General features: G+C 72.5%; 15 protein-coding genes. 2 read left to right on the forward strand and 13 right to left on the reverse strand.

What is annotated here, in order from left to right:
* Positions 1-21: 21 nt before the first annotated feature.
* The 3 genes from AB0M39_RS19455 to fxsA are packed head-to-tail and all read right to left on the reverse strand — an operon-like array spanning position 22 to position 3,424.
* The gene (locus AB0M39_RS19455; protein ID WP_365365970.1) at positions 22-732 is read right to left on the reverse strand and encodes an AAC(3) family N-acetyltransferase; all 711 of its coding nucleotides are present in this window, start codon (positions 730-732) and stop codon (positions 22-24) included.
* A gap of 58 nt (positions 733-790) precedes the next feature.
* Complete coding sequence (gene fxsB / locus AB0M39_RS19460) at positions 791-3,250, reverse strand: radical SAM/SPASM protein FxsB, inactivated metallohydrolase extension form (RefSeq protein ID WP_365365878.1); 2,460 nt, start codon at positions 3,248-3,250, stop codon at positions 791-793.
* A 9-nt stretch (positions 3,251-3,259) separates the two neighbouring features.
* On the reverse strand, positions 3,260-3,424 hold the full coding sequence (gene fxsA / locus AB0M39_RS19465) for an FxSxx-COOH cyclophane-containing RiPP peptide (RefSeq protein WP_365365880.1): 165 nt from the start codon (positions 3,422-3,424) through the stop codon (positions 3,260-3,262).
* 242 nt (positions 3,425-3,666) lie between these two features.
* On the opposite strand from fxsA, the gene AB0M39_RS19470 reads away from it, so the two are divergent.
* Positions 3,667-4,569 (forward strand): DUF4231 domain-containing protein, encoded by a 903-nt coding sequence (locus AB0M39_RS19470; protein ID WP_365365972.1) that lies wholly within the window; start codon positions 3,667-3,669, stop codon positions 4,567-4,569.
* A gap of 46 nt (positions 4,570-4,615) precedes the next feature.
* Here the strand turns inward: AB0M39_RS19470 and AB0M39_RS19475 are convergent, their stop codons facing one another.
* The 8 genes from AB0M39_RS19475 to AB0M39_RS19510 form a co-directional block, all read right to left on the reverse strand.
* A complete protein-coding gene (locus AB0M39_RS19475; protein ID WP_365365882.1) occupies positions 4,616-5,095 on the reverse strand; it encodes a hypothetical protein in 480 nt (159 codons plus the stop codon).
* Positions 5,096-5,263: 168 nt separating this feature from the next.
* Positions 5,264-6,163 (reverse strand): S1 family peptidase, encoded by a 900-nt coding sequence (locus AB0M39_RS19480; protein ID WP_365365884.1) that lies wholly within the window; start codon positions 6,161-6,163, stop codon positions 5,264-5,266.
* A 297-nt stretch (positions 6,164-6,460) separates the two neighbouring features.
* Complete coding sequence (locus tag AB0M39_RS19485) at positions 6,461-6,853, reverse strand: hypothetical protein (protein ID WP_365365886.1); 393 nt, start codon at positions 6,851-6,853, stop codon at positions 6,461-6,463.
* 33 nt (positions 6,854-6,886) lie between these two features.
* The gene (locus tag AB0M39_RS19490; protein ID WP_365365888.1) at positions 6,887-8,215 is read right to left on the reverse strand and encodes an NtaA/DmoA family FMN-dependent monooxygenase; all 1,329 of its coding nucleotides are present in this window, start codon (positions 8,213-8,215) and stop codon (positions 6,887-6,889) included.
* Complete coding sequence (locus AB0M39_RS19495; protein ID WP_365365890.1) at positions 8,212-9,282, reverse strand: LLM class flavin-dependent oxidoreductase; 1,071 nt, start codon at positions 9,280-9,282, stop codon at positions 8,212-8,214. The genes AB0M39_RS19490 and AB0M39_RS19495 overlap by 4 nt, the downstream gene beginning before the upstream one ends.
* Before the next feature lie 344 nt (positions 9,283-9,626).
* Complete coding sequence (locus tag AB0M39_RS19500; protein WP_365365892.1) at positions 9,627-11,396, reverse strand: FAD/NAD(P)-binding protein; 1,770 nt, start codon at positions 11,394-11,396, stop codon at positions 9,627-9,629.
* Positions 11,393-11,566, reverse strand: coding sequence for a hypothetical protein (locus AB0M39_RS19505; RefSeq protein WP_365365894.1), 174 nt, complete (start codon positions 11,564-11,566; stop codon positions 11,393-11,395). The genes AB0M39_RS19500 and AB0M39_RS19505 overlap by 4 nt, the downstream gene beginning before the upstream one ends.
* 638 nt (positions 11,567-12,204) lie before the next feature.
* A complete protein-coding gene (locus AB0M39_RS19510) occupies positions 12,205-13,416 on the reverse strand; it encodes a DUF5685 family protein (protein WP_365365896.1) in 1,212 nt (403 codons plus the stop codon).
* 288 nt (positions 13,417-13,704) lie between these two features.
* On the opposite strand from AB0M39_RS19510, the gene AB0M39_RS19515 reads away from it, so the two are divergent.
* Positions 13,705-14,139, forward strand: coding sequence for a cell division protein SepF (locus AB0M39_RS19515; RefSeq protein ID WP_365365898.1), 435 nt, complete (start codon positions 13,705-13,707; stop codon positions 14,137-14,139).
* Between the two features lie 62 nt (positions 14,140-14,201).
* Here the strand turns inward: AB0M39_RS19515 and AB0M39_RS19520 are convergent, their stop codons facing one another.
* Together AB0M39_RS19520 and AB0M39_RS19525 are read right to left on the reverse strand one after the other, a co-directional pair.
* Positions 14,202-15,395, reverse strand: a complete 1,194-nt coding sequence (locus AB0M39_RS19520; protein ID WP_365365900.1) for an acyl-CoA dehydrogenase family protein — start codon at positions 15,393-15,395, stop codon at positions 14,202-14,204.
* Positions 15,396-15,474: 79 nt separating this feature from the next.
* Positions 15,475-17,178, reverse strand: a complete 1,704-nt coding sequence (locus AB0M39_RS19525) for an MFS transporter (RefSeq protein ID WP_365365902.1) — start codon at positions 17,176-17,178, stop codon at positions 15,475-15,477.
* Positions 17,179-17,463: the final 285 nt, after the last annotated feature.

Below are 17,463 nucleotides of genomic sequence, written 5' to 3' on the forward strand. Positions count from 1 at the left end.
ATCCCCCCGACGTTCAGTCAATCAACACCGCTTTTCGGTCATCCAGCTCTTCGCATGGTCGACCGCGTCCTTGATCGAGAACCTCCTTGCGGGCCTTCCTCCCAGTTGTCCCTTCTGCTCCCGTGCCACGGGGAAGGCGGCGCCGATCGCGTCGAAATCGCTGTCGTCCAGTTCGACGTCGGTGTACTCGACCCATTCCTTACCCCCGTCAGGTCGCTGCACTACACAACGGTAGGCGCGCCTTGGCGCATCGCGCGCGTATTCGGCGAGATGGAATGCCGTGCACACGGCGAAATTCACGTTGATCATCAGAACCTGCGCCTCGGCGCGGTACAGCGCGCCGAGCGGGGAGTCGTCGCCGAGGTGGGATTCCAGCGGATGACCGGCGAGCAGCTCGGCGGCTCGGCGGCCGAGGGCGGCGAAGGAGGACTGCGGATGGGCGCTGCGCACGGCGCCTTCGGCGGTCCGCACGGACTCGGCCAACCGGCCCATCCCCTGGCTGCGCGAGTGCGCCGGGTCGAAGGCCGGCATTTCCGCCCGGAAGGCCGCCGACTGCTCGGGTGTCATGCCGCGCACCCGGGCGAGGTAGGAGTGGGAGGTGTCGGAGTTCTCCATGGTGAAGGCGGGCACGACTATGGTGCCGTCGTCGCCGAGGACGTGCAGCAGGGCGTCGCGCAGCGCGTCGGCGTTGACCCCGGTGGAGCGCAGGGAGGCGTGGACGAGGACCGTCATGCCCTCCGCCACGCCCAGCTCCCTCAGGGCGCGCACCAGCCGGCCGCTCCGCTCGGAGTCAGCCACGACGGGCCTGTTTCCCGCGGTCGGTGCGCTCCTCGAGCTCTGCCGCCAGACTCGCGATCAGATGCCTGCCCGTGACGGTCAGTTCGGCGGCGCGCTCGAGAGCGGCCAGCGCTTGGCGTGCGTGCGCGACGCCGGACTGCGTGCCGGGCTCGGTGCCGGGCCGCGTGCCGGGCGCGGTGCCGGACTGCCTACCGGGCTCGCCGCCTGGCTGCGTACCAGGCTCGACGCCGGACCGCGTACCGGGCTCGGTGCCTGGCTGCCTGCCGGGCTCGGCGCCGGACCGCGTACCGTGCTCGCCCCCGGGCTCTTCGCCCGGCCAGCCCCCGGGCTCTTCGTCCGCCCAGCCGCCGGGCTCCAAGGCCGCGAGCGCCACGCGCTCGTACGCCCCGGCCAGCAGTGCGGAGAGGGCCACGGGCTCCTCCTGCCACGGTGCGCGGTGACGCCACCAGCCGTCCTGCGCGTACAGGTCCGCGACCTCGGACAGCGCTTGCAGCTTGGCCTGGGAGAAGCCCCTCAGCAGGGCGAGGGCCAGCTCCCTCGGCGTCGTGGCGCGCAGGTCGAGTCCGAGCGCGCCGTAGCCGTGGCGCCCCGCCTGGGGCCCTGACGAGGCGAGAGGCGTCAGCGTGGTGAGGGACCCGGCGAGTTCGGCGGCCTGCTCGGGGACGGCCGTGCGCAGCAGCTGCCACGCCTCGCCCAGCAGCGCGGCCCGCTCGGCCGCTTCGCCCGGTCGCCGATCCCCCGGATCGAGCGCCTCGGCCGCGAAGCAGCGGCGGTGGGGATCGACGTCGTCGATCGCGAGCCGCGGCCAGCCGTCCAGGTCGAGGCGGTGCACGGGCCGCCAGCCGTCCGCGGCCTCGTCGGCGCGCAGGCGCCACGGCGCCCGGCCGGCCACGCGCACCTGGAACTCCTTCTCGCTCCCCCGCACCTCGGCCTCGCAGGGCGACTCCACGCCGTCCAGGCGCAGCTCGCCGAGCGTGGGCAGCACGAGCCTGCCGTCGTGGCACTCCACGGAGACGGCGAGGTCCAGCCCGCCGCGCACGGCCGCGGCCGCGACGTACGCGGAGAGCCGGCGGGCGAGCTGCGCGGCCTCAGGGCGGCCTTCGCGCAGGGCGGTCAGGCACTCGTGCAGCCAGGTGCGGGTGTAGGGGTGGGCGCAGATCCAGTCGAGGCCGTCCGAGTCCCGCTCGACGGCGGAGGCGAGCTCCCAGGCGCGCTGCCAGGCGTCGCCGCCCAGTCCGTCGAGCTCCTGGTGGAGTTCGGCGAGCATGGTGCGGGTGAGGTCCTGCTGGAGGAAGAGCAGCTCGCCGGGGTCGGTCACGGCCGGGGAGACGGTCTCGGCGGCGGTGCGCCGCTCGATGCCGTCGATCAGCGCCTCGAGGTCGGCGCAGTAGACGGAGGTGTTGTCGAAGCCGCGCGCGGAGCTGTAGCGGTGGGTGTAGAGCCCGCCGCCGCAGGAGCGCACCACCGGGCACGTGCGGCAGGTCTCGCTGACCCCGGCGAGCTCCAGCTGGCGGGCCCTGACGCCGGGGTGGGCGGCGACCTCGTCGAAGGAGTGGCGGTAGACGTCGAAGCCGGTGGCGGCCGCGCCCTCGTAGGCGCTCTTGAGGGAGTCGACCTGCTCCAGGGCGCCGTCGGTCTCGACGACGACGAGGTCGGTGGGGGCCAGGCCGAGGGACTCGGTGAGGCTGGGGCCGCCGCCGAGGGTGGAGAGCACGGACTCGAAGAGCCGTACGGGGACCTGCCTGCCGCCGCGGTCCCAGCGGTCGAAGACGGCGAGGATCCAGTCGGCGTACGCGGTGGGCGACCCGTCGGGCCGGGCGGGCGGGTCGTCCCAGGTGGCGTGCGGGAGCAGGAAGTCGATGCGCGGGGGCGCCAGCTCGGCGAGGGCGTCGTACACGGCGACCGGGTCGTTGGCCACGTCGATCGTGCAGAGGAGGCCGAGGTAGAGGTGGCGGTAGCGCTCTTCGCGCAGGAGGTCGACGGCGCGCAGGACGAGCGGGTGGCTGGTGCGGCCGTCGGCGAAGCGGCGGTGGCGGTCGTTGGCGGCGCGGTCGCCGTCGAGGGAGATGCCGACCTTCAGGTCGTACTCGCTGAAGAGGTCGAGGTAGCGGCTGCTGAGCTGCAGTCCGTTGGTGTGGATCCTCAGGTCGAGCTCGGCGACCTCGTCGAGGGCGGTGGTGAGCTCCTCGCAGATCCGTCGCAGTCGTGCGGGCCCCGCCAGCAGAGGCTCCCCTCCGTGCAGGATCACTGACACGGAGGGCAGGGCATGGCTCTTGGCATGCTCGGCCAGTCGCAGAGCTGTCCAGGAAATCGCTTCGTCAGAGATTGCCTTCGGGCGGGTGCGCCAGCTCTGATCAGCGTGTTCGTAGATATAGCAATGGTCACAAGCAAGATCACATCTGCTGTGGACCTTCAATACGATCTGGCGGAATGGGACCAGGGGTCCAGTCATTCCGCCAGTCTAGAGCGCGGAGTTGAAGGTGGCTGCACGCACACTACGGTCAGTGGAGGCGGGCAGCACACGGGCCAGCTTCTTGGAGGCGTCCGCGCCGCGCACGTCGATCTGTGCCAGCGGGACGCGATTCCTCTTCGCCGCCGCGAAGGAAGGAGAGGTCTGAAACGTCATGAGGGCCGTCCTTGATGTTGTGTCCAGATCAGGTACCACACAGATACCAGGCGCCGTTGCGGTGCCGGCGGCTCGACTTTACTCTCATGGCCACTCGCAGCAACTCAGCACGTGGACATGGAACGAAAGAGTTGCGCGGCATTCTCGCAGCCGAGTACGGAACAAGCCATTCCGCCTAAAGAGTGAAGGCAAAAGCGCAGACGGGGGTGCGCATGACCGCGTTTCCGGGCCCACTGCAGAGCATGGTCTTCCGCAACAACGATCTGCCCCACCTCTTCCACCGCTCGGACGCCATAGCGATCACGAGACAGCGCGAGTCCGTCGGCGCCACCCGCGCCCAGCTTCTGCTGCTCGTCCTCGGCGCCGCGCTGGCGGCGCTGCCGTCGTCCCTGACGCTCGGGGACGGCTTCCAACTGCCGGGCGCACTCAGCGCGTTGGCCTACGCGGGCGTGCTCGTGCTCGGCTACCGCCTGTCCCGGCGCCGGGCGAAGTCGCAGTGGCAGCTCAACCGTTCCGCCGCCGAGTTCATCAAATCCATGTGCTGGCGGTACGCGGTCCACGGCGCGCCCTTCGACTCCCATACCGCCGACGCGGACGCCCTGTTCGCCGCCCGGCTGGAGGAGGGGCTGCGGGAGCTGAGGAAGGTGGGCTGGCAGGACCCGCGCTCGAGCGACGAGGAGACGGCGTCCGCCGAGCTGATCACCGCCCCGATGCGCCAGCTGCGGGCGAAGTCGTTCGGCGTGCGCAAGGAGACCTATGTCAGGGACCGTCTGATCGAGCAGCGCAACTGGTACCGGCGCAGCACCGAGAACTCCCGCCGCGCCACGGCCGTGTGGTCCGCCTCCATCAGCCTGCTGACGCTGCTGGCACTGTTCTTCGCGGTGCTGCGGGCCTTCTCGGCGCTCGACTCGCCCCCGGTGGAGGGCCTGCTGTCGGCGACGGCGGCGGCCGGTCTGGCCTGGCACGAGATCCGCCGCCACCAGCCGCTGATCGCGGCCCACTCCCTGGTGGCCGAGGACCTGGCGACGATGCACACGGCGATGGAGACGTCGGTCAGCGATGTGGAGTGGCCTTCGGCGGTGTACGAGACCGAGCGCATCGTCTCTCCGCAGCACACGGACTGGCTGGCCAGGCACCGCAGTTGAGGCTCCGACCGCGCACAGCGCATCGGGTCCGCGGGCGGGCGGCGCGTCAGAGGCGTTCGATGCCGGCGCGCCAGATGACGGTCACCGGTCTGCCCAGCCCGCGGGCGTAGCGGACGATGTCGCCCGTGCCGCCGTGGCCGCGGGCCGGGCGGCCGTCCCAGACGGCGAGGAGGCGGTCGCAGTGGTCGGCGATGTACGCGCCCGCCGCGTAGTACGCCTCGTCGGTGGAGTACGGGAAGGCCAGCTGGACCTCTTTGGTGGCCAGACTCTTGAAGCGCTGGTAGCGGGCGAGCTCGCCGGGGTCCGTGAAGCCCGTCTCGTAGTCGTCGCTGGGGATCACCACGGTCAGGTCCGCGCCGCAGGCCAGCGCCAGGTCCGCGAAGATCTGGTCCGCGCCCGCCGCCAGGCTCGTCAGGGCCTCCATCGAGCCCTCGTGGCCGCAGAGGGCGGCTCGCATTCCGGCGCGGATATGAGCGTGTGCCTCGGGAGGGATTCCTCTGTGGCCGGTCACTCCGATGCGTTCCACTGATCCGCAACCCCCGTCCCTCCGGCGCCCGACCGCCTGGACATCCTCTCAAAAAAAGGGCGACTCAAAAGGGCGACCGACGCCGAGCCCCCGTCCTGGAAGACGGACGAGCCCCCGTCCTGGAAGAGGGACGAGGGCTCGACTGCTGCCGGCTGCGGCGCCGGCGCGTCAGTAGACGCTGACTCCGTAGGCGCTGAGCGCTTCGGTGACGGGCTGGAAGAAGGTCGTGCCGCCCGACGAGCAGTTGCCGCTGCCGCCGGAGGTCAGGCCGATGGCCCGGCTGCCGGAGTAGAGCGGGCCGCCGCTGTCGCCCGGCTCGGCGCAGACGTTGGTGCGGATCATGCCGTAGACGATGTCGCCGCCGCCGTAGTTGACGGTGGCGTTGAGGCCGGTGACCGAGCCGCTGTGGGTGCCGGTGGTGGAGCCGCGGCGGGTCACGGACATGCCGACGGTGGCGTTGGCCGCACTGGTGATGTCGACGCTGCCGACGGTGCCCGGGTGCGAGAGCGAGGTGTTGGCGTAGCGCACCAGGCCGTAGTCGTTGCCCGGGAAGCTGGACCCGGCCGTCGGGCCGATGCTCGTGGTGCGCGAGGAGTTGGTGTACCAGGGCGGGTTGCCGTCGGTGCAGTGGCCGGCGGTCAGCAGGTAGTACGTGCTGCCGCTGCGGACGTTGAAGCCCAGGGAGCAGCGCCAGCTGGTGGCGTAGATCGCGTCGCCGCCGGCGATCAGCTTGGAGAAGGCGCCGGGGGTGCGCTCGATGCGCAGGGCGCCGGCGTTGGCGCCCGCCTCCTGCTTGATCTCGGCGATCTCGGCTGCGGAGACGGTGCTGTCGGCGGTGACGACGAGGGTGTTCGTCGCCTTGTCGATATGCCAGGCGGTGCCTGCCACGTCCGCGTCGAGTACGGCGTCGCTCGCGGCGGAGAGCTGGCCGGCGGTGAAGGTCTGAGTCGAGTCGGCGTTGGCGGCGGGGACGGCCAGCGCTGCGGCGGCGATCAGGCCGGTGGAGACGGCGAGCAGACGCATGCGTCTCGCTGCGCCACTGCGGGGGATGGTGCGCTTGATCCTCACTTGTCGTTCCTCCCGAGGGAAGTCGGGGGCGCCCGTTGTGGGGTTCGGGGCCCGTGAGGCGCAGCCAGGAGACCGCGGCCGGATCCGGATGCTCGATTACCGGACAAGCGGTGCCCCTGACAAGCGCTGTTCGGGAGTATTCGGTGCGTCAACTTGCCGCGCAAGGGCCCTTTTCGGCCGCGCAGCGCCTGCACGCCGCATGGCCCCGGCGGCTTGGCGCCACCGGGGCCGGCAGATGCTGCGACGTGCTCGTCCGCGCCGGTGGGACGGGTCAGCGGCCTACGTGGTTCCGCGCCCTCAGCTGGCGCCGGTCCGGGTACGGCCCGAGGCTCCCGGGCGCCGCTCAGCGGGGTCGTACGCCGTCGCCTCGACGTCCTCATGACGACGAGCCGTCGCCCGCCCGTGCGCGGCGCGGGCGTCGGAGATCCGGCCGTGGTCGGCCGCGAGGCGGACATGGCCGACCAGGGGCTTGCCGTCGACGGTCAGGCCGTCGGCGGCGCCGGCGCTGAGCAGCGGCTCGTCGCCGCCGTCGGTCCCGCGCCCCGGGACGGCCGGAATTCGCCCTTCCGGGTCCGTCGGCGAGCCTGGGGGCACCTCCCGCCGAAGGCAGGGGGAGGGTCCCGGCGGGGACAGCGGACCGTACGGGCCCGAGAGCGTGGCGGGCGCGGTGTTCGTGCCCGCTTCTGCCATGTCCGCCGTTCCCCCGCGTCCGTGCTCATGCGCTCAGCCCTTCCACACCGGCTCGGCCAGGCCGAGGTGGGAGCGGAGCGTCGCGCCGGCGTACTGCGTACGGAACGCCCCGCGCTCCTGGAGCAGCGGCACCACGTGGTCGACGAAGTCGTCGAGGCCGCCCGGGGTGAGGTGCGGCACGAGGATGAAGCCGTCGGCCGCGTCCTCGGCCACGAACTCCGCCATCCGCGCGGCGACGCTCCGCGGGGTCCCGACGAAGGACTGACGGGCCGTCGTCTCGATGACGGTCTGCCGGATCGACAGCCCCTTCGCCTCGGACAGCGCCCGCCACCTGGCCGCGGTCTCGAACGGGTCGGCGATCTTGACCCGGCCCTGGACGAGGGCCGACTCCGGGTCGGGATCGACGTCGGGCAGCGGGCCGTCGGGGTCGTACGAGGACAGGTCGCGGCCCCAGACCAGCTCCAGCGCGAGGATCGCGTTCTGCGGGGAGACCTGCCGGCGGCGGATCTCGGCGGCCTTCTCCTGCGCCTCGGCGTCGCTGTCGCCGAGGACGAAGGTGACCCCGGGCATGACCTTGAGCTCGTCGGGCCGCCGGCCGTGCCGGGCGAGGCGTCCCTTGACGTCGGCGTAGAAGGCGCGGCCCGCCTCCAGGGTTCCGTGCCGTGTGAAGACCACGTCCGCGGCGGACGCGGCGAACTCCCTGCCCTCCGCGGAGTCGCCTGCCTGGATGACGACCGGGTGACCCTGCGGGCAGCGCGGAACGGTGAACTCGCCCTCGACGGCGAAGTGCCGGCCGGTGTGGGAGAAGGGGCGCGGGGCGCCGTCCGGGGTCCAGGAGTCCCACAGCGCGCGGGCGGCGCCGACGAACTCGGCGGCCCGTGTGTAGCGGTCGGCCCGGTCGAGGTAGCCGCCGCGGCGGAAGTTCTCGCCGGTGAAGGCGTCGGAGGAGGTGACGACGTTCCATGCGGCCCGGCCGCCGCTGAGGTGGTCGAGGGAGGCGAGGCGGCGGGCGAGTTCGTACGGCTCGTTGAAGGCGGCGTTGACGGTCGCGGCGAGGCCGAGACGGTCGGTGACGGCGGCGAGCGCGCTCAGCACGGTGATCGACTCGGGCCGTCCGACGACGTCCAGGTCGTGGACGCGGCCCTTGTGCTCGCGCAGCCGCAGCCCCTCGGCGAGAAAGAAGAAGTCGAACAGACCGCGCTCGGCGGTGCGGGCGAGACGCTCGAAGGAGGAGAAGTCGATCTGGCTGCCCGAGCGCGGATCGGCCCAGACGGTGGTGCTGTTGACGCCCGGGAAGTGGGCGGCGAGGTGGAGCTGCTTGGTGAGCGGCCCCCGGCCGCCGGACGGGCCTGCGACGGTCATGAGGCTCCCCTGGTCAGGGCGTAGCGGTTGGCGGGGCGCGCGAGGCCCAGATGCTCGCGGAGCGTGCCGCCCGGATGGAAGGTGCGGAACAGGCCGCGGTGCTGGAGCAGCGCGACGGTGCCGTTGACGATCCGCTCCAGGTCGCGCCCCGGGGCGATGGGCGCCAGGTGGAACCCGTCGACCGCGCCGTCCGCGTGCCACCGGCCGATCAGGTCGGCGAGCTCGACGGGCCCGCCGCTGAAGTGCGCGCCCGAGGCGGCGAGCCGCGGCCCGCCGTACAAGCCAGGCTCGGGGGCGGGCTCCGCCTCGCCGAGGTCGACGACGAGGGAGACCAGCACCCGCAGCGCCCGCGGGTCGCGTCCATGGGCGCGCGCCCTGCGGTGCACGTCCGCGCGGGCGGCTGCGGCCTCTTCGGGGCCGGCCGCCCGGATGAGCACGACGTCGGCGTGGCGCGCGGCGGCCTCCCTGCTCGCCCTGCCCGTCCCGTCGACGACGGTCACCGGGTGGCCCTGCGGCGGCCTGGGCACGATGGACGGTCCGCGCACGGAGAAGGAGGCGCCCTGGAAGTCGACATGGTGGAGCTTGTCGCGGTCGATGAAGCGACCTGTGGATCTGTCGCGTATCTCGGCGTCGTCCTCCCAGCTGTCCCACAGCCGCCGTGCCACGTCGGCGACCTCGCCGGCCTCCCGCCAGGCCTCGGCGGGGGCCATGGCGGGCCGGCGGCCGAAAAGCCGGGCCTCGGCCTCGGTGGTCGACACGTCGACGTTCCAGCCGGCCCGGCCGCGGCTCACCCAGTCGAGGGTGGCCACGGCGGCCTGGACGTGGAAGGGCTCGGTGTGGGTGGTGTTCACGGTCGGCACGAGCCCGATCCGCTCGGTCGCGGGCGCGATCCGCGCGAGCACGGCGAGGGCGTCGAGGCCGGGCCTGGCGAAGGAGTCGCCGAGGGTGACGAAGTCCAGCCGGCCCGCCTCGGCGAGCCGGGCGAGCGCGAGACAGTGCTCGGCGTCGAAGCGGGACGGTCCGCCGATCTCGGCGGCGATGTGCAGAGGTGGTCGGGTGGCGGGCATGTGCGTACGAGCCTTTCCGGGAGACCCGGCCCGTCCGGCGGTCGCCGGCGCGGGGCGGGGGGCATGGGGGGTTCGGCAGGCCGTGGATCAACGGGGCTGTGGATCACAGGACCGTGGATCACAGGACCGTGGATCACAGGACGGTGGATCACAGGACGGTGGATCAACGGAGCGTGGATCACAGGACCTTGGAGAGGAAGGCGCGGGCACGCTCCCGCTGGGGCTGTCGATCACCTCGCCGACCGGCTCGGGGCCGAGCACCGAGGCGTGGTCGGGCGGATGGTCGCCGGTGGGCGGCATGGGGTTCCTTCGCGGGGCGGGAGGACGAGAGGGGGCGTGTGCGCTCAGGCGCTGAGGCGGGTGCGACAGGAGAGGTCGCGCAGCAGGAGGAGCGCGCTGCGCGCCGCGGCGTCGTTCTGCCGGAGCGCCGCCCCGCCCGTGCGCGGCCTGGTGAAGCCGCCGCCCGCCCCGGCCGTGGTGGGCGGGCCCAGGGCGAAGCGCCGTGGATGCGGCTCGCCGCCGTGCTCGAGCACACGCCCGTCGTCGGGGTCCACCGAGAGCAGCCCGGTGGGGGTCGTGTCGGCGCCGTCCGCGTACAGCGCGCTGAGCAGCGGGCTGCGGGTGCGCTCCAGCGAGGGCTCCGGCAGCCGGGCCTCGACCAGCGCCCGCGCCTCGATCCACTGACCGGGCACACTGGCGCTGCCCGCCCGGAACACGCCCCGCTCCTCGTCGGCCTCGACCGTGACGCCGGCGCCGAGGAAGCGGACGACGCCGGCCCGGGAGAGCGCGAGGAGTTGGCGCAGCCGGGGTCCCGGCGGCCCGGAGGCGAGGTAGCTGTAGAAGCCGTGCCACCGGCCGCCGACGTCCCCGAGGCGGATCAGCTGCGCGTAGACGGAGAGCAGGGCGAGGAAGACGGCGTGGTCCTCGCTGTGCGCGGGATCGTGGCGGCGCTCGAGGTCGGCGGCGACGTAGCCGCGCAGCCCGTACTGGAGCTCGTCGTACGAGGAGAAGCGCATCCCGTCCAGCGGACGGTCGAGCGCCTCCAGATCGAGGCGGTCGGCGGGGTCGGGGACCGAGACGGCGACCAGGGCCGACAGTTCGGGGCTGCCGGGCGGGGCGGCCGCGTACTTCTCCTCGAAGTCTGCCCAGCCGACGGCCGTGCGCTCGGGGTGGACGGTGAAGAGCCGGTGGTAGTGCGCGAAGCCGAGCTCCTTGTCGACCAGCGGCCAGACGTCTCGCTGGAAGTCGACGCGGGACCGGCGCCGTAACGCCTCCGCCTCGGCCGGGCCGAAGAAACGGGGCAGCGCCGGCCGTTCCCCCTCCCACCGGTAGCCGATCTTGGAGTGGTACGGAACGCCTCGGCGCGACCCGACGTACAGCACGGGCTCTTGGCCGGAGGGGACGTACTCCCCGTTCTCATGCCGTCCGCCGCGGCCCTCGGTGAGCAGGACCATCAGATCGACGAAGGCGAGACCGAAGCCGCGCACGACGACCGGCTCGCCGGCGGGCACGGCGGACAGATCGCTGTCGGCGGTGAAGTCGGACGGCAGGTGCAGCAGCCCGTGCCGTCGCGCGAAGTCCGCCGACCGGCGCTGCTCGTCGCCGGGTTCGGCGTCGAGATGGCCGAGGGCGAGTACGACGACGTCGGCGGTCAGCGGCTCGGCGCGCCCTTCGAGCCAGACCCGCTGACGGCCCTGGCGCGGACCGCTGACGCGCAGCGCGCGGGCCCGGTGCTCGTGGACGGCGACGGACGGCGCGAGCGCGGCCGCCGCGCTCTCGTACACCCAGCGCAGATACGCGCCCTGCTGGCGGCGGGTGGGAAAGGTCCGGCCGTCGAGGGCCGCCCACTGGGCGAGCGTGGGGCCCGGCCGTACCGGACCGTCCAGGGGCACCGTGTCGTCGGTGAACATGGTGATGTCCTCGGCCATGGAGTTCGCCCACAGCAGCGGCGACTGCTGCTGCCGCCAGATCCGGCCGCCGCCCGGCGGATGCGGGTCCACCAGGTGGACGTCCAGCGGCCGGCCGGCGTAGAGCTCGGGGACGTTGGCCGCCAGCCGCTCCAGGAAGCCGGTCCCCCGCGGACCGGCGCCCACCACGACGATGGACCGCCTCACCGCGCACCGGCCGTGCCAGGCGCGGAGGACCGCTCGGCATAGTGCCGGTCGACGTACTGCCGGCCGAGGCTGAGCAGCGAGGTGGCCACGGTGTGCCGGATGGTCGCGACGAGCAGCGGCGGCACGAGCTGGCGGCTGCGGTGAGGAAAGGTTTCGGTGGGCACGGCCATACGAGGGCTCCGTGGATGCAGAGATCGAACACGGGAACGCCTTCACCGGGAACACAGCGTGGACCGAGCCCCTCAGCACGGTCCGACCTCTTGAGGCTAGGCGGTGCGCACGGCTCGCTGTCAAGCCTGTCCAGAGTGTGAGCCGTATGTCTCAGGGCAGTTGACGCGGAATCGGATGCCTGTTCCACTTGGCCCATGCATTCGCAGCAGTGGCTGGTCACGCGCTCCCACATCGACCTCGGTCGAGTGTGGTCCTCGTCCTGTTGAGCTGACCTCGCTGCCTTTCCCTGACTTCCCCGTCGGCGCGCTGCCGCGCCGGCTGCTCGCATCTCGCGCCTTCACCTGCGTGCACAACGCACCACTCCCCTCGCTCCGCCCGTCCCGCCCCGGCCGTCCGCATGGAATCCGCACGGAAGTCGGGTCACCCCTGTCTGCCCGACTTCCGTGCGCTCGGCGGCTGCCGCCTGTCCCGGCCCCGGCTCCGCTGACGGCTGACGGCTAACGGCTTCCGCCTGCCCGCCGACGGGCGCCCATGCCCCATGGCCCTGGAGACGCCATGGCGTCGCCTTCGTACTGAGTCACCCCGAGGGCTGGCTACGACTGTCGCCGAGGCGGCCAAGGCGGCGGCTGAGGCTGCGTCAGCAGTCGCAGCCGCAGTCGCAGCAGTCGCAGTCGCACTTGTGGATGCAGCCCTCGCGCTTCTTGCGGGACCAAGGCCCTTCGTACCTCTTGGCGCAGCACATCTGGCAGGTGCAGCACAGTCCGACGAAGGCCGCGCAGCCTGCCAAGAATCCGCGCCTGCCCGGCTGCTGCGGCCCCTGGTGGAAGCTGGGCGGCATCCCGCCGGGGCCGCCCGGGCCGCCGGGCATGCCCGGAGCGCCTCCGCCGTAGGGGTTGCCGCCGTAAGGGTTGCCGCCGTAAGGGCCCTGGCCGTGGCCGCCGCCGCCCTGGTACGGGTTCTGCGGTGTGCCGCCGTATCCCTGGTGCGAGCAGGTCGTCGTCCCGAACGCCCGGTCCACCGAGGTCTTCAGCTCGTGCGCGAGCAGCACGTGCACCAGCTTGTCGTCGACGAAGTGCGCGTCGCGCAGGGCGAGCCGTACGCCGTGCACCGCGTCGTCGGCGAGCCGGCGCGCCTCGGCCAGCGAGGTCCCGGTCGCGGTCAGCGGGTTCCAGGCGCCGGCGGCCGCGTCGGCCGCCTGGTCCTCCACGGCGTCCAGCAGATGCGCGAGGCGCCCGAAGAGCCTTCCGGCCTCGGCCAGCGGAGCCGCGTTCTCCGGCCGCCCGGCCAGCACGGCGGTGTGGGCGAAGGCCGCGGCGGTGGCCGTCTCGGTCGGCTCGGTGACGGTCAGCAGCGAGGTGCCCGGCCCGGCCAGCGACTCGATGCCCGCCTGCCGGTCGACCGCGTCCAGCAGCACGGCCGTGTCGAAGCCCAGCTCCGCGCCGGCCCGCGCGCCCGCCCTGTCCCATCCGGCGGCGACCTTGCGCGCGGCGGACGCCATGGGCCTGCGGGCCAACACCCCGTCCCGGTCCGCGACGTGGTCCCGGACCTTCGCGGACGCGAGCACCAGCGAGACCGTCGCGGCGAGCCGCGCGCCCTCGCCGCGGGCGACGGGCGCGGTCCGCATGGCGCGCAGTGGACAGGGGCCCGCGGTGCGCCGGGAGGAGGGGGTGCGCTCGGACTGAGCCTCCGTCAGGACCGAGACGATCAGCCCGTCGTAGTTGGTGACGATCCGTGCGAACTGGCCGTGGTCTGCGCGAAGTGCCAGGCAGAGGCCGCACAGATGGGCCATCCACTCGGTCTTGAGCCCGTCCGTGAGGCGGTGGGTGCAGGGCCTGACTATTCCGAACACGACGATTCCCCCGTTGCTTCCTACGGTGCGGAAGGCATCGTATCCAGCCATCCGGTTCACCCGTACGTCCCCAAGGTCACCCGTCTGGCTCGACTTTCATATTTTCATTCTGTGAGGGCCCGCACCCAGGAAGAACCTTGACGAATCGCCACATGTTCTGCACCAGTACCGTCACGAATCCCCTGCGCGGCGACTATCCACTTGGCGCGCGATCCGCATTATGGACGACCATAGAGATGCGGAACGACTAAGGCCGCAGTGAGCGGACTGGAGCGGAAGGAGGCGTCCATGGGTTCGGTGCGCAAGGCAAGCGCCTGGCTGGGGCTCGTCGAGGACAGCGACGAGCGTTACTACGACGACGAGTACGCCGAGGGCACGGAGACCGGCGACGCCTGGGTCACCGACCCGCGGGTGCGCGTCGCCTCCGAGTCCGCCCAGCAGGAGGGCCGCCGCATCGCCACGGTCGCCCCGGACAGCTTCCGGGACGCCCGGGCCATCGGCGAGCTCTTCCGGGACGGCGTCCCGGTCATCGTCAACCTGACGGCCATGGAGCCCGCCGACGCCAAGCGCGTGGTGGACTTCGCCGCCGGACTGACCTTCGGGCTGCGCGGCTCGATCGAGCGCGTCGCCACCAGGGTCTTCCTGCTGAGCCCCGCCGACACCCTCGTGGTCAGCGAGGAGCCGGCAGGTCGCACGCAGGACGGCTTCTTCAACCAGAGCTGAGCAAGGAGCTCGCCGGCCGTCTCCGGCCAGACCGAGGTCTGGCCCGGTGGCCGGCGGCGGGTCTAGCGGAAGGCGTCCAGGCCGGTGAGCGCCTTGCCCAGCACCAGCTGATGCATCTCGACGGTGCCCTCGTAGGTGAGCACCGACTCGAGGTTGGTCGCGTGCCGCATCACCGGGTACTCCAGCGAGATCCCGTTCGCGCCGAGGATCGTGCGCGCGGTGCGGCAGATCTCGATCGCCTCCCGCACGTTGTTGAGCTTCCCGAAGCTGACCTGCTCGGGACGGAGCCTGCCCGCGTCCATGCGCCTGCCGAGGTGGTAGGCGAGCAGGATGCCCTTGTGCAGCTCGACCGCCATGTCGGCGAGCTTGGCCTGGGTGAGCTGGAAGCCGCCGATGGGCTTGCCGAACTGCTCGCGCGTGCGCGCGTAGGACAGCGCCGACTCGAAGCTGGAGCGCGCGGCGCCCATGGCGCCCCACACGATTCCGTACCGCGCGTGCGACAGACAGCTCAGCGGACCCTTCAGCCCGGCGACCTCCGGCAGCACCGCGTCGGCGGGCAGCCGCACGTCGTCCATGACGAGCTCGCTGGTGACGCTCGCGCGCAGGGACCACTTGTGCTTGATCTCGGGCGCCGAGAAGCCGGGAAGGTCGGTCGGCACGGCGAAGCCGCGGATGCCCTCGTCGGTCTGGGCCCAGACGACGGCGACCCCGGCCACCGAGCCGTTGGTGATCCACATCTTGCGGCCGTTCAGCACCCAGTCGGATCCGTCGCGCTTGGCATAGGTGCGCATGCCGGCCGGGTCGGAGCCGTGGTCGGGCTCGGTCAGGCCGAAGCAGCCGATGATCTCGCCGGACGCCATGCCGGGCAGCCAGCGCTGCTTCTGCTCCTCGGAGCCGAACTTCCAGATCGCGTACATCGCGAGCGAGCCCTGGACGGAGACGAGGGAGCGGATGCCGGAGTCGGCCGCTTCGAGCTCCAGGCAGGCCAGTCCGTACTGGACGGCGGTCGCGCCCGCGCAGCCGTAGCCCGTCAGCGACATGCCGAGCGCGCCGATGGAGCCGAGCTCGCGGGCCAGCTCGCGGATCGCGGGCAGCTCGCCCCGCTCGTACCAGTCGGCGACGTCCGGCAGGACGCGGTCGGCGGCCCAGCTGCGGACGGTCTCGCGGATCGCGAGGTCCTCGGGGTCGAGCAGATCGTCGATGCCGAGGGGGTCGCTGGGGTCGAAGGGCGGAAGCTGCTTCGAGGGTGCGGACATGGCTTGGCCTCCGGCGGCGCTCACTCAGCGGACACAGAAAACTAGCAGTGGTAGTTACGGCTCCGGCTGACGTTACGGCTCAGTGTGCCGTGCGTCCAGACCCGGTCGCCTCGGCGGGCTCGCGGCTCGCCGGGAGCGAGAGGTCGGGCCGCCTCGGCGGCGGGCATTTCTCGGCCTTGCCGGCCTTCTCGCCCATGTCGCTGGTCTCGCTCGCCTCGCCCAGCTCAGTCTTCTCCGCGCCGTCGCCCGAGCACTCCATCGCCCTCGGCAGCCGCAGCGCCGCGACCGCGCCGAGCATCAGCAGGCCCGCGCTGACCAGGAGCGTGACGTGCAGACCGTGCACGAAGGAGTGGCGCGCGGTGCTGCGGAGCACGTCGCCGGCCCCGCCGCCGAGCTGGTCCGCCACCTTGTACGCCTCGCCCAGCGAGTTGGCCGCCGCCGAGCTCGCCGAGCCGGGCACGCCCGCGAGGGAGGAGAGAGCGGGCGCGTAGGCGGCGTTCATCACGCTGCCGAGCAGGGCGATCCCCATGCCCGCGCCCAGCTGGTACGAGGTCTCGCCGATCGCGGCCGCGCCGCCGGCCTGCTGGGCGGGGGCCTCGCTGAGCATCGACTCGTACGCCGCGAAGAGCGTGGTCTGCAGCCCGTAACCGAGCAGGACGAAGCCCGCGGTGAGCAGCAGGGGCCGGTCGTGCTGCCCCATCAGGGTCAGCAGCAGCACGGCGCCGGCGGTCAGCACGAAGCCCCAGCCGACCATCCGGCGCGGGCCGACGCGCTGCAGGGTGGCGGATCCGGTGGCGCCGGCGGCCATCGCGGCGAAGGTCAGCGGCAGCAGCCGCAGACCGGTCTCCAGCGGACTGAGGCCGAGGATCAGCTGGAGGTACTGGACGGCGATCAGCTCCAGGCCGACCAGCGCGAGCATGGCGAGGACGATGCAGCCGACCGAGGTGGAGAAGGCCGCCCGGGAGAACATCCCCATGTCGATCAGCGGATGCCTGCGGCGCCTCTGCCGTCGTACGAACACGGCGAGCAGCGCGGCGCCGATCAGCAGCGGGACCGCCGTCTCGGCGTCCAGCAGCGAGTGCCCCGCGCCGAGCCGCTTCACGCCGAGGACGACGCCGAGGACGCCGGCCGCCGCCATCAGCGCGCCGAGCACGTCCCAGGGACCGTCCGAGTCGCCTCGGGACTCGGGCAGCAGCCAGCGGCCGACGGGCAGGATCAGCGCCATCAGCGGGATGTTGATCAGGAAGACCGAGCCCCACCAGAAGTGCTGGACGAGGAAGCCGCCGAGCACCGGGCCGGTGGCGGCGCCGACCGCGGCGACCGCGGTCCAGATGCCGATCGCCGTCGCCCGCTCCCGCCGGTCGGGGAAGACCGCCCGGAGTATGGAGAGCGTCGCCGGCATGATCATCGCGCCGCCGACGCCGAGCAGGGCGCGCGCCCCGATCAGGACCTCGGGGGTGGTGGCGAGGGCGGCCAGCGCGGAGGCCGCGCCGAAGATGCCGTAGCCGATCAGCAGCACGCGCCGGCGGCCGACGCGGTCGCCGAGCGTGCCGAACAAGATCAGCAGCGCGGCGCAGATGAGCGGATAGGCGTCGACGATCCACAGCAGCTCGACGCCGCTGGGGCGCAGATCCTCGGTGACCGAGGGGACGGCGACGTGCAGCACGGTCGCGTCGAGCGCGACGAGCAGCAGGCTGACGCAGAGGACGAAGAGAACGACCCAGCGGTTGGCACCGCCGCCGGCGGCACGAAGCCGTGCTCCGGCCGTGGTCGTCCCGGACATGTGCGTACCTCCCAGTAAATCCCTCGCGCTCGGCGGGCCAGCCGGGGACAGTGCTGCTCAGTGTCCCGCAGGGCGGTCCGGCATCGACGGGCGAGTGAGTCGTCAGCGTACGCGAGTTCCGGCGGGCGGCGCGTGGTGGATCTCTCACCAGGGCGAACACGCCGGTGTGGCGTACGACACGCCCGGCGTACGCCGGAAGGCGGACGGAAGTCGGACCGAAGGCGATCTTGGGCCGCCCTGAACGGCCGGGAAATTCCGTGCGGGACAGCGGTGAACTATTTCCGC

It is taken from the genome of Streptomyces sp. NPDC051907, assembly GCF_040681075.1.
GTDB lineage: Bacteria > Actinomycetota > Actinomycetes > Streptomycetales > Streptomycetaceae > Streptomyces.

Bases quoted from the DNA above. Each gene is read 5' to 3' on its own strand.
- AB0M39_RS19485 (WP_365365886.1), bottom strand. From the start codon at position 6,853: ATGGCAGAAGCGGGCACGAACACCGCGCCCGCCACGCTCTCGGGCCCG.
- AB0M39_RS19525 (WP_365365902.1), bottom strand. From the start codon at position 17,178: ATGTCCGGGACGACCACGGCCGGAGCACGGCTTCGTGCCGCCGGCGGC.
- AB0M39_RS19505 (WP_365365894.1), bottom strand. From the start codon at position 11,566: ATGGCCGTGCCCACCGAAACCTTTCCTCACCGCAGCCGCCAGCTCGTG.
- AB0M39_RS19495 (WP_365365890.1), bottom strand. From the start codon at position 9,282: ATGCCCGCCACCCGACCACCTCTGCACATCGCCGCCGAGATCGGCGGA.
- AB0M39_RS19470 (WP_365365972.1), top strand. From the start codon at position 3,667: ATGGTCTTCCGCAACAACGATCTGCCCCACCTCTTCCACCGCTCGGAC.
- AB0M39_RS19515 (WP_365365898.1), top strand. From the start codon at position 13,705: ATGGGTTCGGTGCGCAAGGCAAGCGCCTGGCTGGGGCTCGTCGAGGAC.
- fxsB (WP_365365878.1), bottom strand. From the start codon at position 3,250: ATGACTGGACCCCTGGTCCCATTCCGCCAGATCGTATTGAAGGTCCAC.
- AB0M39_RS19490 (WP_365365888.1), bottom strand. From the start codon at position 8,215: ATGACCGTCGCAGGCCCGTCCGGCGGCCGGGGGCCGCTCACCAAGCAG.
- AB0M39_RS19520 (WP_365365900.1), bottom strand. From the start codon at position 15,395: ATGTCCGCACCCTCGAAGCAGCTTCCGCCCTTCGACCCCAGCGACCCC.
- fxsA (WP_365365880.1), bottom strand. From the start codon at position 3,424: ATGACGTTTCAGACCTCTCCTTCCTTCGCGGCGGCGAAGAGGAATCGC.
- AB0M39_RS19455 (WP_365365970.1), bottom strand. From the start codon at position 732: ATGACGGTCCTCGTCCACGCCTCCCTGCGCTCCACCGGGGTCAACGCC.